Source organism: Microbacterium sp. HD4P20, from assembly GCF_019449275.2.
Classification (GTDB): Bacteria; Actinomycetota; Actinomycetes; order Actinomycetales; family Microbacteriaceae; genus Microbacterium.
Window position 1 is genome coordinate 137195 of record NZ_JAHZQZ020000019.1, and the last position, 23939, is coordinate 161133.

General features: G+C 70.3%; 24 protein-coding genes. 9 read left to right on the top strand and 15 right to left on the bottom strand.

Going from position 1 to position 23939, the window contains the following annotated elements:
- Window positions 1-122 precede the first annotated feature (122 nt).
- Entirely contained in the window at window positions 123-1538 is a 1416-nt protein-coding gene (locus tag K0817_RS15700) for a DUF6421 family protein (RefSeq protein ID WP_219982586.1), read from the bottom strand.
- Window positions 1539-1620: 82 nt separating this feature from the next.
- On the opposite strand from K0817_RS15700, the gene K0817_RS15705 reads away from it, so the two are divergent.
- Window positions 1621-2067: an Lrp/AsnC family transcriptional regulator gene (locus K0817_RS15705; protein ID WP_219982587.1), complete on the top strand. Its 447-nt coding sequence runs from the start codon at window positions 1621-1623 to the stop codon at window positions 2065-2067.
- A 151-nt stretch (window positions 2068-2218) separates the two neighbouring features.
- On the top strand, window positions 2219-3250 hold the full coding sequence (locus K0817_RS15710; RefSeq protein ID WP_253735437.1) for a diacylglycerol kinase family protein: 1032 nt from the start codon (window positions 2219-2221) through the stop codon (window positions 3248-3250).
- 24 nt (window positions 3251-3274) lie between these two features.
- On the opposite strand, the gene K0817_RS15715 is transcribed toward K0817_RS15710, so the two are convergent.
- The 9 genes from K0817_RS15715 to K0817_RS15755 form a co-directional block, all read right to left on the bottom strand.
- The gene (locus K0817_RS15715; RefSeq protein WP_219982588.1) at window positions 3275-4810 is read right to left on the bottom strand and encodes a CoA-acylating methylmalonate-semialdehyde dehydrogenase; all 1536 of its coding nucleotides are present in this window, start codon (window positions 4808-4810) and stop codon (window positions 3275-3277) included.
- 40 nt (window positions 4811-4850) lie between these two features.
- Entirely contained in the window at window positions 4851-6167 is a 1317-nt protein-coding gene (locus K0817_RS15720) for an aspartate aminotransferase family protein (RefSeq protein WP_219982589.1), read from the bottom strand.
- A gap of 146 nt (window positions 6168-6313) precedes the next feature.
- Entirely contained in the window at window positions 6314-7474 is a 1161-nt protein-coding gene (locus tag K0817_RS15725) for an ABC transporter substrate-binding protein (protein ID WP_219982590.1), read from the bottom strand.
- Between the two features lie 73 nt (window positions 7475-7547).
- Window positions 7548-8393 carry an ABC transporter permease gene (locus tag K0817_RS15730; RefSeq protein ID WP_219982591.1) on the bottom strand — a complete coding sequence of 282 codons (846 nt, stop codon included), beginning with the start codon at window positions 8391-8393 and terminating at the stop codon, window positions 7548-7550.
- Window positions 8390-9217 (bottom strand): ABC transporter ATP-binding protein, encoded by an 828-nt coding sequence (locus tag K0817_RS15735; RefSeq protein WP_219982789.1) that lies wholly within the window; start codon window positions 9215-9217, stop codon window positions 8390-8392. Before K0817_RS15735 ends, K0817_RS15730 begins: the two co-directional genes overlap by 4 nt.
- Window positions 9217-10032, bottom strand: a complete 816-nt coding sequence (locus tag K0817_RS15740; protein ID WP_219982790.1) for an ABC transporter permease subunit — start codon at window positions 10030-10032, stop codon at window positions 9217-9219. The genes K0817_RS15735 and K0817_RS15740 overlap by 1 nt, the downstream gene beginning before the upstream one ends.
- 140 nt (window positions 10033-10172) lie before the next feature.
- Entirely contained in the window at window positions 10173-11189 is a 1017-nt protein-coding gene (locus K0817_RS15745) for a TIGR03842 family LLM class F420-dependent oxidoreductase (protein ID WP_219982592.1), read from the bottom strand.
- 10 nt (window positions 11190-11199) lie between these two features.
- On the bottom strand, window positions 11200-12633 hold the full coding sequence (gene hydA / locus K0817_RS15750) for a dihydropyrimidinase (RefSeq protein WP_219982593.1): 1434 nt from the start codon (window positions 12631-12633) through the stop codon (window positions 11200-11202).
- A 9-nt stretch (window positions 12634-12642) separates the two neighbouring features.
- Window positions 12643-13491, bottom strand: a complete 849-nt coding sequence (locus K0817_RS15755) for a nitrilase-related carbon-nitrogen hydrolase (protein ID WP_219982594.1) — start codon at window positions 13489-13491, stop codon at window positions 12643-12645.
- Between the two features lie 238 nt (window positions 13492-13729).
- Between K0817_RS15755 and K0817_RS15760 the strand changes: the two genes are divergently transcribed.
- The 6 genes from K0817_RS15760 to K0817_RS15785 all read left to right on the top strand — a co-directional run bounded on the left by K0817_RS15760 (window position 13730) and on the right by K0817_RS15785 (window position 19133).
- Window positions 13730-14926: a histidine kinase gene (locus K0817_RS15760; protein WP_219982595.1), complete on the top strand. Its 1197-nt coding sequence runs from the start codon at window positions 13730-13732 to the stop codon at window positions 14924-14926.
- On the top strand, window positions 14923-15561 hold the full coding sequence (locus K0817_RS15765) for a response regulator transcription factor (RefSeq protein ID WP_219982596.1): 639 nt from the start codon (window positions 14923-14925) through the stop codon (window positions 15559-15561). The genes K0817_RS15760 and K0817_RS15765 overlap by 4 nt, the downstream gene beginning before the upstream one ends.
- A 17-nt stretch (window positions 15562-15578) precedes the next feature.
- The gene (locus K0817_RS15770) at window positions 15579-15986 is read left to right on the top strand and encodes a VOC family protein (RefSeq protein WP_219982597.1); all 408 of its coding nucleotides are present in this window, start codon (window positions 15579-15581) and stop codon (window positions 15984-15986) included.
- A 101-nt stretch (window positions 15987-16087) separates the two neighbouring features.
- Window positions 16088-16873: an ABC transporter ATP-binding protein gene (locus K0817_RS15775; RefSeq protein WP_219982598.1), complete on the top strand. Its 786-nt coding sequence runs from the start codon at window positions 16088-16090 to the stop codon at window positions 16871-16873.
- 101 nt (window positions 16874-16974) lie between these two features.
- Complete coding sequence (locus K0817_RS15780; RefSeq protein ID WP_219982791.1) at window positions 16975-18357, top strand: ABC transporter permease; 1383 nt, start codon at window positions 16975-16977, stop codon at window positions 18355-18357.
- A gap of 182 nt (window positions 18358-18539) precedes the next feature.
- Window positions 18540-19133 carry an NADPH-dependent FMN reductase gene (locus K0817_RS15785; protein ID WP_219982792.1) on the top strand — a complete coding sequence of 198 codons (594 nt, stop codon included), beginning with the start codon at window positions 18540-18542 and terminating at the stop codon, window positions 19131-19133.
- On the opposite strand, the gene K0817_RS15790 is transcribed toward K0817_RS15785, so the two are convergent.
- Together K0817_RS15790 and K0817_RS15795 are read right to left on the bottom strand one after the other, a co-directional pair.
- Window positions 19111-19641, bottom strand: coding sequence for a GNAT family N-acetyltransferase (locus K0817_RS15790; protein ID WP_219982599.1), 531 nt, complete (start codon window positions 19639-19641; stop codon window positions 19111-19113). The two genes, K0817_RS15785 and K0817_RS15790, sit on opposite strands and share 23 nt — an antisense overlap.
- On the bottom strand, window positions 19634-20197 hold the full coding sequence (locus K0817_RS15795) for a hypothetical protein (protein ID WP_219982600.1): 564 nt from the start codon (window positions 20195-20197) through the stop codon (window positions 19634-19636). The genes K0817_RS15790 and K0817_RS15795 overlap by 8 nt, the downstream gene beginning before the upstream one ends.
- Before the next feature lie 921 nt (window positions 20198-21118).
- On the opposite strand from K0817_RS15795, the gene K0817_RS15800 reads away from it, so the two are divergent.
- Entirely contained in the window at window positions 21119-21826 is a 708-nt protein-coding gene (locus K0817_RS15800; protein WP_219982601.1) for a 2-phosphosulfolactate phosphatase, read from the top strand.
- Between the two features lie 10 nt (window positions 21827-21836).
- Here the strand turns inward: K0817_RS15800 and K0817_RS15805 are convergent, their stop codons facing one another.
- From K0817_RS15805 to K0817_RS15815, 3 genes are all read right to left on the bottom strand, one after another.
- Complete coding sequence (locus tag K0817_RS15805; RefSeq protein WP_219982602.1) at window positions 21837-22325, bottom strand: SprT-like domain-containing protein; 489 nt, start codon at window positions 22323-22325, stop codon at window positions 21837-21839.
- Window positions 22326-22375: 50 nt separating this feature from the next.
- Window positions 22376-22903: a hypothetical protein gene (locus tag K0817_RS15810; RefSeq protein ID WP_219982603.1), complete on the bottom strand. Its 528-nt coding sequence runs from the start codon at window positions 22901-22903 to the stop codon at window positions 22376-22378.
- Window positions 22904-22983: 80 nt separating this feature from the next.
- Entirely contained in the window at window positions 22984-23847 is an 864-nt protein-coding gene (locus K0817_RS15815) for a spermidine synthase (RefSeq protein ID WP_219982604.1), read from the bottom strand.
- Window positions 23848-23939: the final 92 nt, after the last annotated feature.

Consider the following 23939-nt stretch of genomic DNA (forward strand, 5'->3'; position numbering starts at 1 on the left):
GACCACGCTACCGGCGTCGGGAGCATGCGTGCTCGGCGAGGACGCACGGTCTCGACGCATGTGGAACGGGCTCCGGCGTGGAGCGGGCTCCGGCGTGGAGCGGGCTCCGGCGTGGAGCGGGCTCAGGCGTCGGCGCGTCCGGTGATACCGGTCGTCGACTCGATGACCGGCTTCATCTTCTTCTCCAGCGCCTCGTAGAACATCGACAGCGGGAACTCGTCGTCCAGCATCGCGTCGGTGTAGCCCTTCGGCGGTCCAGCGAGAACATCGTCGGCGAGCCCGCGCGCCCACGCCGAGGCCGGGTTCGGCGTCAGGGTCGAGCGGACCAGCTCGTACGCGGCCAGCCAGTGCGCCTTCTTCGGGCGATCGATCGAGCGCCAGTACAGCTCGTCGATCGCGTCGGCGAGAGCGACCACCGCGGCCGGCACCTCGTCCCAGTCGAACGCGAGCGACGTGTCGGTCCAGTGCAGCACACCGCGCTGGTGCAGCCATGCGAATAGCAGCTGACCGCCGAGCCCGTCGTAGTTGCGCACGCGCGACCCGGTGATCGCGAACCGGAAGATCCGGTCGAAGATCACCGCGTACTGCACAAGCTGCGCGTGCTCGAGCGTCTCGCGCTCGGCGGCGCCGAGGTCGTCGCGCGCCGACAGCCGCGCCGCGATCGCGACGCATTCGCGGAACGCCGTGAGGTCGCATCGCAGCTCTTCCAGCGAATACAGGAAGTACGGCATCCGCTGCTTGATCATGAACGGGTCGAACGGCAGGTCGCCGCGCATGTGGGTGCGGTCGTGGATGATGTCCCACATCACGAACGTCTTCTCGGTGAGCTCCTGGTCATCGAGCATGCGCGCGGCGTCGGCGGGCAGATCGAGCTTGGTGATCTCGGCCGCCGCACGGACGACGCGGCGGTAGCGCGCGGCCTCGCGGTCCTGGAAGATCGCGCCCCACGTGAACGGCGGGATCTCGCGCATGCCGACGGTCTCGGGGAAAAGCACGGCACTGTTGGTGTCGTAGCCGGGCGTGAAATCGAGGAACCGCAGCGACACGAACAGCCGGTTGGTGTAGTCGGCCTCCAGCTGCGCGATGAACTCGGGCCAGATCACCTCGACCAGCACCGCCTCGACGAACCGGTTCGACGAGCCGTTCTGCGTGTACATCGGAAAGACGACGAGATGACGGATGCCGTCGACCCGGTGCTGCTGCGGCTGGAACGCCACGAGCGACTCGAGGAAGTCGGGCACGCCGAAGCCGCCGTCGGCCCAGCGCTCGAAGTCGCGGACGGATGCCTCGAGGTAGGCGTCGTCGTGAGGGAAGAGGGGTCGCAGTTCGGCGATGGCCGCGGTGATCGCTGCGACGTGGGTCCGGGCGGCGGCGTGGGACGCGGCATCCGGAATCGATCCGTCCTGGGCTTGCAAGGACTGGAGCGCCGTCGCGGCCGTCTTCAACGAGAGCCAGGCGGATGAGTTCTCGAGCCCGGCGTCCTCGAGGACCTCGGGCTCTCCGACGATGGACTTCGCGTTGTGCGCGGTCATGGACATGGGAACCTCCGATCTTCGAGGAAGAGGGTGCCAACAGGAATCTTTCCGGCCAAAGCTGACTGGTACAGGTATTCTTCCACGTATGGAGGATGCTGTCGATCAGCGGATCGTGCACGAGGTCTCGCTCAACGCCCGGGCAACTCTCGCCGAGCTCTCGGCCGCGATCGGCCTGTCGGTCTCGGCCGTGCAGACGCGGCTGCGTCGGCTCGAGACGCGCGGTGTCATCACCGGCTACCGCGCCGCGGTGGATCCCGAGGCGGTCGGCAAACCGCTGTCGGCGTTCATCGAGATCACGCCGCTGGATCCGGCGCAGCCCGACAACGCGCCTGAACTGCTCGAGCACCTCGCCGAGATCGAGGCGTGTCACTCGATCGCCGGCGACGCGAGCTACATGCTCTTCGTGCGGGTGGCATCGCCCCGGCATCTCGAGACGCTCATCCGCGACATCCGTCTCGCCGCGTCGGTCAACACGCGTACGACGGTCGTGCTGCAGACCTTCTACGAGAACCGGCCGATCCTGCCCGCGTGAGGTGCCGAGCGAGGCTCACAGACTTCGCGGATCTACGCCAAGCTCGCAGATATCCGGCGATTCGCTGCGAGATCCGCGGGATTCTGCGAAGCCTGTGAGCGATGCACGGGGAACCGGGGCCGCGCGGGTGCGGGCGGGGTAGCCTCGGGCCATGCCGTCTGCGCCGCCGCCACTTCCCGCCGCCACCGGCCGCGGCCTGTTCATCGTGCGCAACGCGCAGTCGGGCACCGCGGTGATCCGCAGCGACCCGGCGGCGCTGTTCGCCGAGCGGCTGCCCGATGCCGTCGTGCGCGAGCTCGGGGAGGGTGACGACCTCGACGCGATCGTCGAGGAGGCGATGGAGGCGGTCCCCACGCCCCCTCCAGGCGCCGCTGGCGCGTCGCCCGGAGCCTCCGGGCGCGTGGGCCCAACCGCCCCCGCCGTTCTGGGCGTCTACGGCGGCGACGGGTCGGTGTCGCGCATGGCCCAACTCGCCCGGCGCTATGGACGGCCGCTGCTGGTGCTGCCGGGGGGCACGTTCAATCACTTCGCGGGCTCGGCCGGGCTGACCGATGTGGAGACCGCGATCGACGCCTTCCAGGCGGGGACCACGATCGAGGTCAGCGCGGTCGAGGTGACGACCGCGGACGGCGCAGCGATCCTCGCTCTCAACGCGGTCTCGGTCGGCGCCTATCCCGAGCTCATCGACGAACGTGAGCAGCATCGCCCCAAGCTCGGCAAGTGGCTGGGCGGCATCGTCGCCGCGTGGCACGCCCTGGGCGAGGCGGCGCCGCTGGTCATCGTGCGCGACGGCCGCCGTGCCCGCGTGTGGTCGGTGTTCGTCGGCGTCGGCACTAACGATCCCGGTCGCGTCGCGACGATGCAGCGCGCCCACCTCGAAGAGCCCGTGCTCGACGTGCGCATCCACCACGCGCGCGGCACGCGCTTGCGCGCGATCGCCTCGCTCGCGTTCGGCCGGCGCACCGCCGCCGTGCTGAGGACACTGCGCCTCATGCCGCCGCGGTCCGATCTCGAGCGCCTGGTCGTCTCGGACTTCGAGCTGACGGTTCGCCCCGGGCCGGGGCATCCGTCGGTCTTCGTCCACGACGGCGAGCTCGAAGAGGAACCGGGCGACGAGTTCACGCTGCGCTGCGCTGCCGTCCCTCGCGCGGTGACGGTCTTCGTGCCACCGCGCGAGGTGTGACCGCGGATCGCGATCCGGCCGGGGTCACGTGTGCTGCGGGAAGCCCAGGTTCAAGCCGCCGTGCGACGGGTCGAGCCAGCGCGAGGTGACCGCCTTCTCGGCGGTGAAGAACTCGAACGCGTGCGGGCCGTACGCCTTGGTGTCGCCGAAGTGAGAGGCCTTCCAGCCGCCGAACGAGTGGTATGCGACGGGAACCGGGATCGGCACGTTGATGCCGATCATGCCGACCGTGGCCTCGTTCTGGAACCGCCGTGCAGCGCCGCCGTCGTTGGTGAAGATCGCGGTGCCGTTGCCGTACGGGCTGGCGTTGATGATGCCCAGGCCCTCTTCGTAGCCCTCGACGCGCACGACCGACAGCACCGGGCCGAACACTTCGTCGGCGTAGACCGACGAAGACGTGGGCACGTTGTCGATGAGGGTCGGGCCGAGCCAGAACCCGTTCGGGTCGCCGTCGATCTCGACCTCGCGGCCGTCGACGACCACCGCGGCGCCGTCCCCGGCCGCGACGTCGATGTACGACGTCACCTTGTCGCGATGCTGCCCGGTGATCAGCGGACCCATGTCGCAGCCGCGCATGCCGTCGCCCGTGCGGAGCGTCTTCATGCGCTCCGAGACCTTGCGCACGAACTCATCCGCCACCGTGTCGACGGCGAGGACGACCGAGATCGCCATGCAGCGCTCGCCCGCCGAGCCGAAGCCGGCGTTGACCGCGGCATCCGCGGCGAGGTCGAGGTCGGCATCCGGCAGCACCAGCATGTGGTTCTTCGCGCCGCCGAAGGCCTGCACGCGCTTGCCGTGGGAAGTCGCCGTCTCGTACACGTACTTCGCGATCGGGGTGGAGCCCACGAACGAGATCGCGCGCACATCGGGATGCTCCAGCAGTGCGTCCACGGCTTCCTTGTCGCCGTGCACCACATTGAAGACACCGGCCGGCAGCCCCGCCTCGGTGAGCAGCGCCGCCATCCAGTTGGCGGCCGTCGGGTCCTTCTCAGAGGGCTTGAGGATCACGGCGTTGCCGGCCGCGAGCGCGACCGAGAAGAACCACAGCGGCACCATGGCCGGGAAGTTGAAGGGGCTGATGATGCCCACGACCCCGAGGGGCTGCTTCATCGTGTAGACGTCGATGCCGCTCGAGGCGTTCTCGGTGTACGCGCCCTTGGTGAGGTGGCCGACGCCGCAAGCGAACTCGACGACCTCCATGCCGCGGGCGATCTCGCCCAGTGCGTCAGAGAGCACCTTTCCGTGCTCCAACGTCAGGATCTCGGCCAGCTCGCCCTTGCGCTGGTTCAGCAGCTCGCGGAAGGCGAACATCACCGCTTGGCGCTTGGCGATCGAGGTGTCACGCCACTGCGCCCACGCCCGCGTGGCGACCCCGACCGCGTGGTCCACGTCCGACGTCGAGGCGAAGCGCACCTGCTTCTGCACGGTGCCGAGTGCGGGGTTGAACACCTGTCCGGTGCGATCGGATGCCCCGGCCCAGCCTGCCCCGTCGACCCAGTGATCGAGGACCGTGGTCTCGGCCTCCGCCGTGGGCGGGGCCGCTGTCGTGGTGTCTGTCATGTCGTCTTCCTCCTTTGGAAGTCCCCCTCGTAAGGGAACGTCAGGCGAGATCGGCTTCGACGCTCGTCAGAGCCTCATCGTAGATCGACATCGCCTGATCCACCTCCCCGTCGGTGACCACGCAGGGAGGCACGACGTGGATGCGGTTCTCGGCGGTGAAGGGCAGCAGTCCGCGCGAGGTGAGGGCCTTCTTGAGCCGGCCGATGACCTCCGGGCCCACCGGTTCGCGCGTGTCGGCGTCGGCGATCAGCTCGATCGCCCAGAACACGCCTTCGCCGCGCACCTCGCCGATGAGTCGGTGGCGTTCGGCCAGGGCGCGCAGTCCGGGGCCGATCGACTGTTCGCCCACGCGGCGGGCGTTCTCGACGATCCCCTCGGCCTGCATAGCGTCGATCGAGGCGACGATGGATGCCGCGGCCAGCGGATGCCCGGAGTACGTGAGCCCGCCCGGGAAGACCCGATCGTCGAAAGTCGCCGAGATCGCCGGCGAGATGATCACGCCGCCGACCGGCACGTACCCGGAGTTCACGCCCTTCGCGAAAGTGATGAGGTCGGGCACCACGTCGTGTCCCTGGAACGCGAACCAGCGCCCGGTGCGGCCGAAGCCGCACATCACCTCATCGAGGATCAGCACGATGCCGTACCGGTCGCACAGGGCTCGGACTCCCGCGAGGTAGCCGGGCGGCGGCACGAGGATTCCCGCCGTTCCCGGCACCGACTCCAGGAGGATCGCGGCGATGGTCGAGGCGCCCTCGGACTGGATCACGCGCTCGAGGTGATGCAGCGCTCGCTCCGACTCCTGCTCGGGCGTGCTCGCCCAGAACTCGCTGCGGTACAGATAGGGCCCGAAGAAGTGCACGTGTCCGCGGGCGTACTGATTCGGCATCCGCCGCCAATCGCCGGTCGCGACGATGGCCGCCCCGGTGTTGCCGTGATACGAGCGGTACGTCGAGAGCACCGTGTCTCTGCCCGTATGGAGCCTGGCCATGCGGATCGCGTTCTCGACGGCATCCGCCCCGCCGTTGGTGAAGAAGATCTTCGCGAAGCCGTCCGGGGCCTTCGACAAGATGCGCGCGGCCGCCTCACCGCGCTTCAGGTTCGCCGTCGCCGGGCCGATCGTCGCCAGCTCCGCCGCCTGCGCGCGGATCGCTTCGACGACGGCCGGATGCTGGTGCCCGATGTTCACGTTCACCAGCTGACTGGCGAAGTCGAGCATGCGGTTGCCGGCGTGGTCCCACACCACGGTGCCGTCGCCGCCCGCGATCACGGGCAGGTCGAGACCGGCCTGCGCCGACCACGAGTGGAAGACGTGGTCGCGGTCGAGCTGCGTTGCGAGAGCGTCGCGGTCGTGCGTCATTGTGCTCCCTGGGTCGAGGCGTGCCGTGCACTCGCTACGTTCGTCGCTCGACGGCCAGGGGTCAACCGACGATCCCGGTCGTTGAGCGGGCGAAGCGAGACGGAACGTCCGGACGGCCGGTCGACCGGCCGCCCGGACCTCACGCCCTAGTTGCCGCCCTCCTGCAGCACGACCTCGATCGGCTCGAAGCTCTCGCCGGTCAGGTCGATGCCTTCGTCGGTGAGCTCGTCCAGCGCCTGCTGGATGTACTCGTTCGACCATGCGGTGGCGGGCGGCTCCTCGGTGATCAGGTGCGCGCCCGTCTCGTTGACGGCGGCCAGGGCGCCGTCAACGGTCTGCTGCCATGCGGCCTCGTCGATGATGCCGATGCCCTCGGGCGAGGGCCAGATCAGCTTGTTGGTCTCGTTCATCATCCACAGCTCATGGCTCGGGCCCCAGGCGGAGCCGTTCGCGAGGGTGATCTCGGCCGCCTGCTCCGGATTGTCGCGAGCGAACACCCAGCCCTTCACGACCGCCTTGAGGAAGGCGACGGCGGTCTCGGCGTATTCCTCATCGCTCTCGAGCCGTTCCGTGTCGGCCCAGATCGCGTCCTGGAGCATGGCGCCGGCGGTGTCTTCGTAGCTGATGACGTTGAAGTCCTCCGGCTGGTAGAGCTCGCCCGTCTCGGGATTCACCGTCTCGAGCAGCTGCGCGTACTCGTTGTAGGTCATCGCCTGTGCCGCGTCGATGTCGCCCTGCAGGAAGGCGTTCATGTTGAAGTCCTGCGTGATGATCTGCACGGTGGTGGAGTCCAGGCCCTCGTCGGCCATGGCCGCGAAGATCTCCCATTCGTTTCCGAAACCCCACGAGCCGATGGTCTTGCCTTCGAAATCGGCGACCGAGTCGATGCCCGAGTCGGCCCACGACACCTGCAGGGTGCCCGATCGCTGGAAGATCTGCGCGATGTCGGTGAGATTCGCGCCGGCCTCGATCGAGCCGAGCACCTTGGGCACCCACGCGATCGCGAAGTCGACGTCGCCGTTGGCGAGGGCGTCCTGCGGCACGATGTCACCGCCGGAGGGGATGATCTCGACCTCCAGCCCCTCCTCCTCGAAGAACCCTTGGTCGATCGCGGCGAAGTAGCCGGCGAACTGGGCCTGAGGCAACCACTGCAGCTGCAGTTTGACGGGGGTGAGTTCGCCCGCGTCTCCACCTCCCCCGGCGTCGGTGGGGTCGCCGTCGCCCCCACCGGCGCAACCGGCGAGAAGGACGGCGGCCGACAGGGCGAACGCTCCGGTCGCGAGAACGCGACGTGTGCTGTGCTTCATGTCGTTCCTTTCATGTCTTGCTGCGGTGGTGCATGGCCGGCCTCGCGAGGAGGACGCGGTGTGAGGGCGCGCGTCATCGCGCGCCTCCGGTCGGGATGCGGCGCAGCACCAGTCGCTCGAGGAGCGCCGTGGCGAGGTAGAAGACGAGGCCGACGGCGATCGCGGCGGCGACGTACGCCCACGCCCGTGCGTAGGCGCTCGTCGCGGCGGAGGTGGCGATGAAGGTGCCGAGGCCACCACGGGGGCCGCCGAAATACTCCGCCACGAGGGCCGAGATCACGGCGAGCGAGCTGGCGATGCGGATGCCGGTCATGAGGTACGGCACGGCGGTCGGGAGCGTCACGGTGCGGAACGCCTGGGAGCCGGTGGCGGCATAACTGCGCATCAGATCGCGATGGACCGGCCGAGTCTGGCGGAGTCCTCGCAGGGTGTTCAGAAAGACCGGCACGAACGCCGCGAGGCCCGCGATCGCCTGACGTCCGAACTGGCTGTCTGCGCCGAACATCGAGTTCAGCACGGGGGCGAGAGCGACGATGGGAACGACCGCGAGTGAGGCGACGAGAGGGGCCGACATCCCGTCGATGGCGTGCCAGCGCGCAGCGAGCGCGGCGAGCACGATCGCGACGACGGTGCCGACGACGAGACCGATCAGTGCGTTCAGACCGGTGACGAGGGATGCCTGGAAGATCGCGGGCCAGAACTCGACCAGCTGCTGGAGGATCGCGGCCGGACTCGGCAGCAGATAGTCCGACACGCCCACCACGCTCACCAGGAACTGCCACACCGCGAGTCCGAGCACGCCGACGACGATCGGCGCGAGGATGCGCAGCCGCTGCTCGGTGGCGGTGCTCCATTCGCGCCGGGCCGGCCGGACGGACCGAGTCCCGGCGACGTCGGTCGGTGCGGGGCGGACGGTCATCGTTCCTCCGCGCCGCGCGTGCTCGGGGCGGGGGCGCCGTGAAGCGCCTCGCGCACCTGCGTCACCCGCGCGAAGAACGCCGGCGTCTCACGCAGCGCGTCATCGCGCCGGGCACCGAAGCCGGTCTCGATGACGGCGGTGATCCGTCCTGGCCGCGGCGACATCACCACGACGCGGTCCGAGAGGAACACCGCCTCGGGGATCGAGTGGGTCACGAACACCACCGCTGCCCCGGTCTCGGCGGCGATCCGCGAGAGCTCGGCCTGCATGCGCTCGCGCGTCATCTCGTCCAGCGCCCCGAACGGCTCGTCCATCAGCAGCAGCCGCGGCCGCTCGGCCAGGGCCCGCGCGATCGCGACGCGCTGCTGCATACCGCCCGAGAGCTGGTCGGGATGCCGCTGGGCGAAGTCCGACAGCCCCACGAGTTCCGCGAGCTCGGTGACCCGGGCCTTGCGCTCGGCCGCTCCCACGCCGTGGATCTCGAGCGGCAGGGCGATGTTCGCGGCGACGGTCCGCCACGGCAGGAGCCCGGCCTGCTGGAACGCGATGCCGTAGTCCTGGTCGCGCCGGGCCCGCTGCGCGGGCTTGCCGAACACCTCTACGGTGCCGGAGGTGGCCGTGTCGAGGTCGGCGATGAGTCGCAGCAGGGTGGATTTGCCGCATCCGGAAGGTCCGATGAGCGACACGAACTCGCCCGCCGCGACGGTCAGGTCGATGCCGTCCAGTGCTGTGACGTCTCCGGCCTTGGAGGAGAACACCTTGGCGGCGCCGCGCACGGTCACCGCGTCTGTGTCCGTGCTCGTGGTCGTCGCGGCATCGGTCATCACGTCGTCTCTCCTCGTCGGTAGTCCTTCAGCAGCACGCCGAGCAGCGCCACCGAGCCGGCGGCCACCAGCCCCAGAGCGACGGCTCCGAAGATGGGGCCCCATGCTTTGGCGGGGTCGCCCGACGCCTGTCCGGCGAACTGGATCAGCAGTCGTCCGATCCCCCCCTGCAGCCCGGTCGAGACCTCGGCCACGACCGCCCCGATCACGGCGTTGGCAGCCCCCAGGCGCAGGGCCGGCAGCAGATACGGAACGGATGCCGGGAGCCTGAGCCTGAGCAGTGTCGACCAGTAGCCGGCGGCATAAGTGCGCATCAGCTCGGTGTGAATGCGGTCGGGGGACTGCAGACCGCGCAGCGCGCCGACGGCGATCGGGAAGAAGGCGAGGTACGACGCGATCAGGGCGACCGACATCCAGTCCTGCCACTCGAATCCGCCGATCTCGATGCGCGAGCCCCAGCTCTTCACGATCGGCGCGAAGGCGATGAGCGGCACGGTCTGGCTGAGGATGATCCACGGCAGGAGAGCCCATTCCGCCAGGCGCCAGCGCTGCATGACCAGCGCGAAGGCGAAGCCGACGACCATGCCGACGAGCCAGCCCACGGCCGCGATGCCGAGTGTGGTGAGTGCGCCCAGGGCGATGACGCCCCACAGCGGCGGGGACCCCTCCTGGCGCGTCACCGGCGCGAGCAGGCGTGCGGCCATGTCCCACACGTGCGGCATCGCCAGATCGCTCGTGCGCGGCAGCACGCGCATGCCCGCCACGCTCACGCCGTCCGCCGGCGCGAGCAGCTTGTACAGCTCCCACAGCACCAGGACCGCCGCGACCCCCACGGCGCCCCACAGCCAGGCCGACGCCGAACGCGCCGGTCTCTGGCGACGCACGCGCCCCGGGCGCGGCGGGTCTGCGGTCGCCGGTGGGCGCGAGACCGTCGTGTCGGCTCCGGGAGGTGCGGTCACCGCTTCGCGTCCACGTGGGTCTGCAGCGCCGGGATGACGGTCTCACCGTAGACCCGCATGGTCTCTTCCTTGTTGTCGTGCTGCAGGTAGCCGGCGAACTGGGTGACGCCCAGCTCACGCAGCTGCTCCAGCTTCGCGATGTGGTCGGATGCCGAGCCGAGGATGCAGAACCGATCGACGATCTCGTCGGGCACGAAGTCGACGTGGTCGTTGTCGGCCCTGCCGTGGGTGTTGTAGTCGTAGCCCTGCCGCCCGGCGATGTAGTCGGTCAGCGCGTCGGGGACCGCGGCGTGCTCGCCGTACTTGGCGACGATGTCGGCCACATGGTTGCCGACCATGCCGCCGAACCAGCGGCACTGCTCGCGCATGTGCTCCCAGTCCTCGCCGATGTACATGGGTGCTGCGACGCAGAACGACAGGGACTCGGGGTCACGGCCGGCGGCGGCCGCGGCATCCTTCACCGTCTTGATCATCCACGCGGCGATGTCGACGTCCGCGAGCTGCAGGATGAAGCCGTCGCCCACCTCTCCGGTCAGCTTGAGAGCCATCGGGCCGTAGGCCGCGACCCACACCTCGAGCTCCGATCCCCGGCTCCACGGGAACTGCAGCGTCGCGCCCTTGTACTCCACGGGCCGCGAGTTGGCGAGCTCGCGGATCACGTGGATCGACTCGCGCAGCTCGGCCATCGACACCGGCTTGCCGTTGGTCACGCGCACCGCCGAGTCGCCGCGGCCGATGCCGCAGACCGTGCGGTTGCCGTACATCTCGTTGAGCGTGGCGAAGACGGATGCCGTGACCGTCCAGTCCCGGGTCGCCGGGTTCGTGACGAACGGGCCGACGGTCACCCGCTTGGTCTCGGCGAGGATCGCCGAGTGGATGACGTAGGGCTCCTGCCACAGCAGGTGCGAGTCGAAGGTCCACACGTGGCTGAAGCCGTGGGCCTCGGCGAGCGTGGCCAGCTGCACGGTGCGCGCGGCGGGCGGATTGGTCTGCAGAACGACGCCGAAGTCCATGGATTCTCTCTCAGATCAGGTACTGACTCAGACCGCGCTTGAGGAAGCGGCCGTCGCCCTTCGCGCCGTGATAAGTGCCGCCGTCGACGATCACCTTGCCCCGTGAGATCACGGTGTCGACGTGCCCGTCGACCTCGAAGCCCTCCCACGCGGAGTGGTCCATGTTCATGTGGTGGGATGCCGCAGAGATCGAGGTGTGCCCGTTCGGGTCGTACACCACGACGTCACCGTCGGCGCCGGGCTGGATGACCCCCTTGCGGCCGTAGAGGCCGAACATGCGGGCCGGTGTCGTGCTCGTGAGCTCGACCCAACGCTCGAGGGTGATCTTGCCCGTCACCACCCCCTGGTACATCAGGTCCATGCGGTGCTCGACCGAGCCGATGCCGTTGGGGATCGCGCGGAAATCGTCGAGGCCCAGTTCCTTCTGCCCCTTCATGCAGAACGGGCAGTGGTCGGTCGAGACCATCTGGATGTCGTTCGTGCGCAGCGCTTGCCACATGTGGTGCTGGTGACCCTCTTTGCGGCTGCGCAGCGGTGTGGAGCAGACCCACTTCGCGCCCTCGAACTGACCCCACTCCTCGCTGAAGCCGCCGAGCTGCTCCTCGAGCGAGAGGTACAGGTACTGCGGACAGGTCTCGCCGAACACATTCCAGCCCTGGTCGCGCGCCCACGCGATCTGGTCGACCGCCTGCTTCGCGCTGACGTGCACCGTGTACAGGGGAGCGCCGGTGAGGTTGGCGAGCATGATCGCGCGGTGCGTGGCCTCTTCCTCCATCTGCCAGGCCCGTGCGATGCCGTGGTAGTACGGCGCCTTCTTGCCGGCTTCGGCGAGCTGCGCCGCCAGCACGTCGATGGCCGGCCCGTTCTCGGCGTGCATCATCGTGAGCAGGCCGGTCTCGGCCGACACCTGCATCGCCTTCAGCACCTGCGCGTCGTCGGAGTAGAACACGCCCGGGTAGGCCATGAAGAGCTTGAAGCTCGAGACCCCTTCGTCCAGGAGGCCGCGCATCGCGGCGAGCGAGTCGTCGTCGACGCCGCCGACGATCTGGTGGAATCCGTAGTCGATCGCGCAGTTGCCGGCGGCCTTGTCGTGCCACGCGGCCAGGCCGTCCTGCACACGCTCGCCGTAGCGCTGCACGGCGAAGTCGATGATGCTCGTGGTGCCTCCCCACGCCGCGGCCCGGGTGCCGGTCTCGAACGTGTCGGACGCGGCCGTGCCGCCGAAGGGCAGCTCCATGTGGGTGTGCGCGTCGATGCCCCCCGGAATGACGTACTTGCCGGTGGCGTCGATGACGGTATCGACCGAGGCGGCGACATCCGTCCCGAGAAGCCGGGAGCCGGGGGCCAGCACCGCGGCGATGGTCTCGCCGTCGATGAGCACGTCGGCCTCGCCGCGCCCGGTCGCCGACACGACGGTTCCGCCGGTGATCAGTGTGGTGGTCATGTCCGCCTCCTACGGCTTCGCGATCCGGGTGTACGAGTCGGGGCGGCGGTCGCGGTAGAACTGCCAGTCGTCGCGCATCTCGAGCACCATGTCGAGGTCGAGGTCGCGCACCAGCAGCTCTTCGTGCTCGCCGGAGCCCCGCTCGCCCACGAAGTTGCCGCGCGGGTCGATGACCTGGCTGGTGCCGTAGAAGTCCACGGCCAACTCGCCGTACTCGTTGTCTTCCCGGCCGACGCGGTTGGGCTGCAGCACGAAGTAGCCGTTGGCGACGGCCGCGGCGGGACCCTCGACCTCCCACAGCCGGTTCGACAGGCCCGGCTTGGTGGCGTTGGGGTTGAAGACGATGTGGGCGTCGGCGAGTCCGAGCTCGCGCCATCCCTCGGGGAAGTGACGGTCGTAGCAGATGTACATGCCGACGCGGCCGACCGCCGTCTCGAACACCGGGTAGCCGAGGTTCCCAGGACGGAAGTAGAACTTCTCCCAGAACCGGTCGAGGTGCGGCAGATGGTGCTTGCGGTACTTGCCGAGGATGGTGCCGTCGGCATCGACGAGCACCGAGGTGTTGTAGTAGACGCCCGTCTCGGCCTCTTCGTAGATCGGCAGCACGGTCACGATCCCGAGTTCCTTCGCGAGGGCGGCGAAGCGCTGCACGATCGGTCCGTCGGACGACTCGGCGTAGCGGTAGTACTTCTTGTCTTGCGTGATACCGAAGTACGGCCCGTAGAACAGCTCCTGGAAGCACACGACGTGCGCGCCCTGCGCGGCGGCATCCCGCGCGAACTGCTCGTGCTTGTCGAGCATCGACTCCTTGTCGCCGGTCCAGGTGGTCTGTGAAATGGCCGCGCGTACCGTGGTCATGGTTCTCCGTCCGTCCTCAGCTGGGTCCCTCGGGCGGGGACCGACGGGGTCGGATCGATGGAGCAGCCCCGTTCCCTGATCCTGTCGACTCGACGTTTCTCGTCGGTTTCGCCCTGTGACGCGACAGTAAAGCCTCCGGCCGCGAGAGGCAATGGTTGGACCGGCAGACCTTAACGCCGCGAGGCGGATACATCGCACGACGGATGCTGCGGCATCCGCTCTCGCGTACCGTGAAACGGTGTTCCGCCGACTGAAGCCCTTCCAGCTCGTCGTCGACGTCTCGATCGCGGTCGTCTTCTTCCTGATCGCGACGCCGGTCGAGCTCGTGATCAACGGGCAGTCCCCGGTGGAAGCGGCACTTGGCCCGCCCGGCACGGTGCTGGCCGCCATCGTGATCGCAGTGCTCTTCAGCGGCGCACTCGGGGTGCGCCGGGTCTCGCCGGCGTTGGCGCTGGGTCTGGCCTGGGCTGGCGCGCTGATGCAGGTGGGACTGGGCCGGGCGCCGAGCTTCGCGGATCTCGCGATCTTCGGCGTGCTCTACGCGACCGCCGCCTACGGGTCGACGCGCGTGTACTGGACGGGATTCGCCTCGGCCATCCTGGGCGCGGTCGTGATCACGCTGTACCTGACCACCGGGCCGCTCTACGCCAGCGGCGGACTGTCGTGGGAGACCCTGCCGAACGCGCTGATGATGCTCGTGGCTGCCGCCTTCGCGCTCGGCCTGTCGTGGACGGTCGGCGCGCTGATGCGCACGGCGGTGCGCGCCCGCGCGAACCGCGAGGCGCAGGAACGGGCCGAGATCCAAGCAGCGGCGGAGCAGGAGCGTGTGCGCATCGCCCGCGACATGCACGACGTGGTCGCGCATTCGCTCACCGTCGTGATCGCCCAGGCCAACGGTGCGCGCTACGCGGCCGCCGCCGACCCCGCCGCTGCCGTGGGCGCCCTCGAGATCATCTCGAGCACCGCCGGGGCGGCCCTGGCCGATGTGCGTCTGCTCCTCACGCAGCTGCGGCATAGCCAGGGCGAGGGCCCCCAGCCGACACTGGCCGATCTCGAGGAGCTGTACGCCCAGGTGCGAGCCGCCGGGGTGCCGCTGCGGGTGGACGTCGACCCCGTGCCGCCGGGCACGCCGCCGGCGGCGGCACAGCTCGCGGTCTATCGCATCCTGCAGGAGGCGCTCACGAACGCGCTGCGCCACGGGGCGCGGGGCGTATCTGTCGACGTGCGCCTGTCATGGTTTCCGGATCGCGTCGAGATCGCCGTGCGCAACGGTCTTGCCGAACGAGTGCCGGTCACCCCGGATCCGATCCGCGGGCACGGCATCATCGGCATGCGCGAGCGGGCCCAGCTGGCCGGTGGGCGGCTGGAGGCCGGGGCCGACCCGAGCGGGTCCTTCATCGTCTCCGCCGTCATCCCGATCGGAGGGGCGGCATGATCCGCGTCGCGCTCGTCGACGACCAGTCGCTGTTCCGCGCCGGCATCCGCATGCTGGTGGACTCCCAGCCCGACCTCGAAGTCGTGGCCGAGGCATCCGACGGCCGCGAGGCGCTCGCCGCGGTGCGCGCGAGCCGTCCTGACGTCGTGCTGATGGATATCCGGATGCCGGTCATGGACGGCCTGGCTGCGACAGCCGAGCTGCTTACCGACCCGAGCCCGCCGCGCATCGTCATGCTCACGACCTTCGACCTCGACGAGGCGGCTGCTCGCGCGATCAGACAGGGGGCGAGCGGGTTCCTGCTGAAGGACGCCGACCCCGAGTTCCTGCTCGCCGCGATTCGCACGGTGTATTCGGGATCGGCGGTGATCGCGGCATCCGCCACTCGTGATCTTTTCGAGAGGTTCACGGATGCCGCGCCGCGGCCGATCCCGCCGTCCTACGCCGACCTGACCGAGCGCGAGCGCGAGATCTTCGCGCTCGCCGCGCGGGGACTGTCGAACGCCGAGATCGCGGCGCGGGAGTACCTGGCGGAGGCGACCGTGAAGACCCACATCAGCCGGATCCTCACGAAGCTGGCATTGCGCGACCGGGTGCAGCTGGTCGTCTTCGCGTTCGAGCACGGCCTGGCCTAGCACGGCACAATCGGGGCATGGAACTGCAGCTGAGCATGGTCGTGCTGGAAGTGGCCGACATCGAGGCATCGCTTCGCTTCTACCGGCGTCTGGGGCTGGAGATGCCCGATCCCGTCGGCGGCGGCACCGTCGTCGCGCACCGGATGGGCAGCGGGGTCACGCTGCTGCTGACCACCGCGTTCGCGTCGCGCTACGACCCGACCTGGACGCCACCGTCCGGCGGCGGCTATTCGCAGATGCTCGAGTTCTACGTCGGCGATGACGACGTGGTCGACAGCACGTGGACCGACCTCGTCGAGGCGGGCTATACGGGTCGCATGCCGCCGACGCGGACCATCGGTCCCTACGCGGCGCTCGTCGAAGACCCCGACGGCAACGTCGTGCTGCTGACCTCCGATGAGGCCGCCTCGCCCGACGCCACCTGACGACGGCGCGAACGGGGCGACGAGGATCATCCTTGCGATGTACGCGGGATGCCCCGCCAGGCCGACGCGGCGGATGTCGCCCCGTTCGTAGCGTCGGAGGCATGGAGATTTCATCGACCGACCTGGGCCTGGCGGCCCGGGTCCAGCAGCTCACCAAGACCTACGGCACCGGCGAGAGCACAGTGCGCGCGCTCGACGGCGTGAGCGTCGGCATCCGCCGTGGCGAGTTCACCGCGATCATGGGTCCGTCCGGCTCGGGCAAGTCCACGCTCATGCACATCATGGCGGGCCTTGACGCCCCGACCGCGGGCCGCGCATGGATCGGCGACACCGACATCACCGGGCTGTCCGACCTCGAGCTGACGATCCTTCGTCGTCGTCGCGTCGGATTCGTGTTCCAGGCCTTCAACCTGGTGCCCACCCTCGACGCGCTCGGCAACATCCTGCTGCCGTTCGACCTCGATGGGCGCCGGCCCACGGCGCTGGAGCGCGCCCGCATCGACGGCCTCGTCGAGACCCTCGGCCTCACGGCGCGCCTGGGGCATCGGCCGCACCAGCTCTCGGGCGGGCAGCAGCAGCGCGTCGCGATCGCCCGTGCCCTGGCCACGGCCCCCGACCTCGTGTTCGCCGACGAGCCGACCGGCAACCTCGACTCCCGCAGCGGTCGTGAGGTGCTGGGCCTGCTGGCCGCGGCGAGCCGCGACCACGGCCAGTCGATCGCGATGGTGACACACGACGCGGTCGCCGCATCGCACGCGGACCGCGTGCTGTTCCTCGGCGACGGCCGCATCGTCGCCGACAAGCCCCGCCAGAGCGCCGAAGAGATCTCGGCTTACATGCTCGCCTCCGAACTGGGCTCCACGACCGCCGCGGCGGTGGCGTCGTGAGCCTCATCACCGAGACCGCAGCGGAGCGGCCGCGGGCTGCGGCGGGCGGCATCCCCACCTCACCCAGGGCGGCCCCGCTCGGCTGGCTGCGCGAACGCGGCATGGGCGCGAGCATCCTGGTCGCCGCGATCTCGAGCGCTTTCGGCGCGGTGCTGCTCAGTGCCACCGGATACATCGCCGCGCTCATGCGCGCCGACCCGTACATCGGCGACAGCGGAACGCTCGCGATCGTCCTGGCGCTCATGTCGGTGATCCTCGTCGGGGTCGCGGTGTACGTCGCGTCGATCGTGACGGCCAACACCTTCGCGACCGTCGTCGCCGGCCGCACCCGCCGCATCGCGCTCATGCGTCTGATCGGGTCATCGGCGCGTTCGCAGCGATCCGAGATCGCCCGGCAGGGCCTGGTCGTCGGTGTCATCGGCGCCGCCATCGGTCTGGTCGGCGGAACGCTCCTGTCGTGGGTGGGCATCCTGCTCGCCGAGGCGCTGCTCGGCATCGACGATCTCGCGTACGCCGTGGTGCAGCCGGTCCTCGTCGTTCCCGCGGTCGTGGTCGCGCTCACCACGTGGGCGGCGGCTTGGGCGGGCTCGCGCCGCGTGCTGGCCGTCACGCCGTTGCAGGCGCTCGGCGGCTCGGTCGAGGCCTCCCACGACGCCTTCGCCGCGCGTCGCGGCCGCAACGGCGTCGCGATCACGCTGTTCGCGATCGGCGGCGCGCTGCTGGCCGCGGGCATCGCACTGGGCATGATCACGCCGCTCGGAGTGGTGGTGGCGTTCCTCGGTGGCATCTTCTCGTTCACCGGCTTGGCCATGGGGGCGACGCTCATCATGCCGCCGGTGCTGCGGCTGGTGGGGCGGGCGTTCGGCCGCTCGGCGACCGCGCGGCTCGCCGCCGAGAACGCGCTGCGCTATCCGGAGCGCTCGAGCCGCATGGCGATCGGCGTGGTGATGGGGGTCACGCTGGTCACGATGTTCGCCGTGGCGCTCGAGACGGTGAAGGCCGTGTTCGCCGCGTCGGCGGACGGCCCGCTGCCCGACGAGATGACGGCGCTCATGGACACGTTCGCGGGCATCATGATGGGGCTCGTCGCCGTGTCGGCGGTGATCGCCGCCGTGGGCCTGGTGAACCTGCTGACGCTCGGCGTCGTGCAGCGTCGTCGCGAGCTCGGCCTGCTGCGTGCGCTGGGCGTCTCGACCGGCCAGGTGCGCCGCATGGTGCTGCTCGAGGCCGCGCACATCACGATCGCCGCGACCGCGACCGGCCTGGTGCTCGGCATCGCGTACGGGTGGGCGGGCGCGCAGTCGGTGCTGGGGTCGGTGCGCCTGCCGCCGTCGTTCTCGGCGCCGACCCTCGTGGCCCCGGCCGTGCCGTGGCTCCCGGTCGTGATCATCGTGGTCGCCACCGCGGTGCTCACCCTCGTGGCCGCGGTCGTCCCGACGCGACTGGCGACGCGCGTCGTGCCGGTGGAGGCGCTCGCCGACTGAGCCGGATGGCGGGGACGGATGCTCCCCACGCCCTCTCCACGCGTCGCTGCGCGCTGCATGGAGAGGGCGTGGCACGTGGGCACACGGCGCAGGCTTCGCGCCGGGGCATCCGTCGCCTGACCCATCTCGCGACGGCGCGCAAGGGGGGTGCGCATGCCGGTGAGGCCGAGGAAGGTGGGGGCATGGAGATCGACATCATCGACCATGAGCCGCCCTATCGCGTCGGCATCGTCATCGGGAGCCTGTCGCGCGAGTCCATCAACAGACGCCTGGCGTCGGCGCTGCAGGGGGTCGCACCGCGTGAGTTCGAGTTCTTCGAGATCACGTACGGCGAGCTTCCGCTGTACAACCGTGACCTCGACGAGGACTATCCGCAGTCGGCACGCGACCTCAAGGTCGCGATCCAGTCCGCAGACGCCGTGATGTTCGTGACGCCCGAGTACAACCGGTCGATCCCCGGCCCGCTGAAGAACGCGATCGACTGGGGGAGCCGGCCGTACGGCGACAACGCGTGGGACGACAAGCCCACCGCCGTCATCGGCGCCTCGCCCGGCAAGATCGGCACCGCGGTCGCCCAGCAGACCCTGCGCAGCACTCTCAGCTACCTCAATGCCCGCCAGATGACCTCGCCCGAGGCCTACATCCAGGTCACGCCGGGGCTGATCGAGGACGACGGCACCGTCACCGATCCTGAGGTGGAGGAATTCCTGCGCGCGTTCATGGCGAAGTTCCTGCAGTACACCGGACGGGTGCTCACGGTGATCCCCGGCGATTGACGTCCCGTCGATCGCCCCGGACCATGCGGATCTCGTGGGCGCCGCCGAGGCGCTCGTCGTCCTTCGACGTGCCGTCGGGTGCGAAGCCGTTGCGCTCGTAGAAGGCGCGGGCACGGGGGTTGTCTTCGAGCACCCACAGCGATGCCGGGCCGCCACCGAGCGCGGCGTCGAGCAGGAGCTGGCCGGCGCCGCTGCCATGATGCGCCCGCAGCACGTTGATCGAGTACAGCTCGGTCGTATCCTCGCGATCGGCGTCGCGGCAGGCGCCGGCCCACGCGAACCCGACGATCGCGCCCTCGCGCTCGGCGACCCAGAGCGTCTGCGGGCCGAGCGTGGATTCGCCGGCGAGCAGGCGCGCGAGAGCCGCCGCGCGCTCGGGTATCGGTCGCCCCTCGATCACGTCGTCGGCGAGCTTGCCGGTATAGGTCTCGCGCCACGTGTCCACGTGCACCCGCGCGATCGCGAGCGCATCATCGGCGGTCGCGGTGCGGACGGTGACGTCACCCATTCCGCTCGCCCGCGGGAGCCGCCTCGCTCGATGGGTTCTGCGCAGTCTCGGAGTCGGGCCGGGTCTCGGGGTCGTGAGCCCACGTCGGCGCGAGCGCGCGGATGCGAGCAGCTCGCCATTGCCACATGCCCCACAGCACCGGCCACAGCGCGGGCGCCGTCGGCCCGCCGATGACGAGCCGGTCACGCCACAGCGTCTTCGCGGGCTCGCCGGGTGCCGGCGAGATCGCCATCTGGTGGTCCCACACGTCGAGACTGGCGAGGGGACCGGTGAGCGGGATGCCGCTGTCACGGAAGATCCGCACCGCACCGTCAGGCCCCGGCACGGTGCGCTCGCTCGCGTGGATCAACTGGCGACCCATCGGCACCGCTCCGAACGCGGACAGCTGAACCGGTATGTCGTCACCCGGGCTCCACGCCGTCGGCAGGCCGTCGGGCACGAGCGGCTCGAGGCCGAGCAGCGGACCGTACAGCTGCGCCACCGCGCGGGGCGAGTGCACCGCCCGCCAGGCAGCATCCGGGTCGCACTCGATCACGATCTTCAGCAGGATCCGCATGCTCCAGTCTCGCACCCCGTTCCCTCGGCCCACCCCCCTCGTCGAGGACGTGCGGTCTGGACCGGCGCGGGCTCTCAACAACGTCGAGGACGTGCGGTCTCGTCGAGCACGTACGGTCGCGACGGGCGCGGGCTCGCGGGCACGTGCGGGCACGTGGGGCATGTGCGGGCGCGGCCGGCGCGGGCTCTCCACAACGTCGAGGACGTGCGGTCTCGACGGCGGGCGCGGGCTCTGCGAGCACGTGCGGGTGCGGCGAGCACGTACGGTCTGGGCCGGCGCGGGCTCTCAACAACGTCGAGGACGTGCGGTCTCGCCGAGGACGTAGGTTCTCGACGCCGAGGACGTGCGGTCTCGGCGAGGACGTGCGGTCTCGACGGGCGCGGGCTCTGCGAGCACGTGCGGGCGCCGCGAGCACGTACGGTCTGGGCCGGCGCGGGCTCTCAACGTCGAGGACGTGCGGTCTCGCCGAGGACGTAGGTTCTCGACGCCGACGACGTGCGGTCTCGGCGAGCACGTACGGTCTCGACGGGTGCGGGCTCGCAGGCACGTGCGGGCACGCGGGGCATGTGCGGGCGCGGCCGGCGCGGGCTCTCAACGTCGAGGACGTACGGTCTCGCCGAGGACGTAGGTTCTCGACGCCGACGACGTGCGGTCTCGGCGAACACGTACGGTCTCGACGGGTGCGGGCTCGCGGGCACGTGCGGGCACGTGGGGCATGTGCGGGCGCGGCGAGCACGTACGGTCTCGACGGGCGCGGGCTCTCAACGTCGAGGACGTGCGGTCTGGGCGGCGCGGGCTCTCAACGTCGAGGACGTGCGGTCTCGCCGAGGACGTAGGTTCTCGACGCCGAGGACGTGCGGTCTCGGCGAGGACATGCGGTCTCGACGGCGGGCGCGGGGCGCGCGGATCTAGGCTGGACCGATGCCCGAGAGCCCGTTCGACCAGCGCCGGTACCAGGTCCGCTTCGAGTGGGGCGCGGCGGGCCTTGTCCGACTCGCACCCGCCGACGTGATCGTGGTGGTCGACGTCTTGCGGTTCAGCACGACGGTGACGGATGCCGTCGGCCGCGGTGACACGGTGCCGCTGGACGCGGCGGCGCATGCGGTCTCGCTCAACGGTGCGGCCGTCGCGCAAGCGGCAGCCGTGTCGGACGCGGTCGTGATGCTCGGATGCCTGCGCAATGCGTCGGCCGTTGCTCGCGCGATCCTCGCCGAGCAGCAGCGCCGCGGCGACCGCACCAGCATCGCGGTCATCGCGGCGGGAGAACTCGCCGGGCGCGAGCCCTCGGCGCCGCTGCGGTTCGCGGTCGAGGATCAGCTCGGTGCCGGGGCGATCATCGACGCGCTCGGCGCGCTCGGTGTCGATCACACGTCGCCCGAGGCCGCCGCGGCGTGCGAGTCCTTCCGAGGCCTGCGCGGCGCGATGCGCCACCTCCTCACCGCGAGCGGGTCTGGTCAGGAGCTGATCGAGCGCGGCGCCCGCCACGAGGTGCTGAGCGCCGCAGCGGTGGACGCGGCTGAGCCCGCGCATCGCGAGACTCCGCCGGGCACGGCCGGACCGACGAGCATCGCGCGGGTCGCGGCATCCGTCGTCCCTGTGCTGCGCGACGGGATCTTCGCCGCCTACTGATCCGCGCGGGCTACCGCGGCGTCATCGCGGCCAGCCGGACGGCCGGGGTGATCTCGCGCCGGGTCCACGTGAACAGGAACCGCTCGTCGAAGACGCGCGCGCACTTCGCGCACGACGTCGGGCGGACCGCCTTGCGGTGACGGTAGGCGACGTGCCCGGACGGGCACACCCCGATCCACGGCGCCAGCTCGGTGGCGGTCTCGCCGCCGTGGGTGGTGCCGCCGACATAGCCGAGCTCGCGCGCGACGGCCTTCCACCGCGGACCGTGGCCGGCCGCGGCGCCTGCCAGGGCGTGGGCGACCTCGTGCAGCAGGGTCTGGTGATTGGTGTCGTCGTCGTACCGCGCGGCGAGGTAGCGCGACACGCTGATGCGCTTGTGCGTGTAGTCGCACAGGCCTGCGCGGCGCTTGGCGTTGTCGAACGCGAAGGTCCAGGACGAGTCGAGGTGGGCGTCGATGAGGGCTTCGGCCCAGTGCCGCACGCGATGCAGTTCCGACATGGAGTCAGGCTAGAAGATATCTACGACACTCGGGCTTCGCGCAGCCACCGTCAGCTTGCGACGGATGCCGCGGCCCGGCGCCGGTCGGCCGCGTCGATGGCGAGCAGCGTGGACTCGAGCTGATCCTCGGTCGCGCCGGAGTCCTGGCGCAGGAAGAGCGCGCGCTTGAAGTCCTTGCGCGCGGACTCGAAGTCGCCGCCGTCGAAGTTCACCTTGCCGCGGTGCTGATACGCGAAGGCGGCGATGCTCGCCCAGCCCTGACCCTCGGCCTCTTCGGCGCACGTGGTGAGCTCCTGCTCGGCGGCGGCGAAGGCGCCACGCGCCTGCAGCACGGTGGCGTGCAGGATGCGGGCGCGCAACAGGTCCTTGCGGGTACCCGCCATGCGCGCGACGCGGACGGACTGCTCCGAGATGATGAGCGCGTCCTCGCTGCGGTCGAGCACCTTCAACAGCCAGACCCGCTCCAGGAGGGCTGGAAGGCTGCGTTGATCGCCGATCTCGTCGAGCCGCTCCTTGCATTGCCGGGGGTCGACCATCTCGTGCAGGGTGACGGGGTCGTATCCCTTGATGTAGCTCACGAAGACTCCCTTCACACGCGCTGCCGATCGCCCTTCCAGTGTGCCCGCTGGCACGCCCGGTGCCGGTCGTGCCACGCCGGTCAGCGGTCGAAGACGGATGCCGCCGGCCGGGGTGAAGGCGTCGCGTCGGCGTCGGTGGCGACGCGCGCGCCGCGCGCGAAGTCGTCCAGCTCGCGCCCCTCCGCGACCTTCGCCGGGTGCGGCCCGGCCGCGAGGAGCCGCGGGAGCCACTCCGTCGGCAGCGGGGCTCGGGATGCCGCGACCACGAGGTTGCCGAAGCGGCGCCCCTTGAGGGTCTGCACCTCGGCGAGGACGATGACATGATCGAGCACCGCCTGCACGGTGGCGACCTGGCGGCGGGCGAATGCCAGCCCGGCGCCGTCGGCGACGTTGACCAGCAGCACGCCGTCGGGGGCGAGGAAGCGCGCCGCGGCGGTGAAGAACTCCACCGTGGTCAGGTGCGCGGGGGTCTGCGCCCCCGAGTACACGTCCGACACGACCAGGTCGGCGGCGCCGACGAGGCCGGCGGGCAAGCGCGCCAGCACCTCGCGCGCATCGCCGATCCGCATCCGGATCGAGGCGCCACGGGGCAGTGGAAGGTTCTCGCGCACGAGATCCCACAGAGCCGGCTCGAGCTCGACGACCTGTTGCCGCGAGCCCGGCCGGGTCGCCTCGACGTACCGCGGAAGGGTCAGTGCGCCCGCTCCCAGGTGGATCGCGGTGAGCGGCTGCCCCGGCATCCGGAGTCTGTCGATGACCGCGCCCATGCGCGCGACGTATTCGAAGTGCAGGTGGGTGGGATCGTCGAGGTCGATGTGCGACTGAGGTGTGCCGTCGACCTCGAGCTCGAACCCGCCGCCGAAGGTCGAGGGTAGGACTCGTGCGAGCGTCCCGTCCGACAGTCGCGCCGAGGGCACCGTCTCGTCACTCCGCCCCCGCGCCATGCGCCTCAGGCTATCCCTCTTGTTCCCTCCCCCCTCCGTTCCCTCCCCGCCCCGCCCCCGCCCCGCGCCCCCGCCCCGCGGCCCCCGCCCCC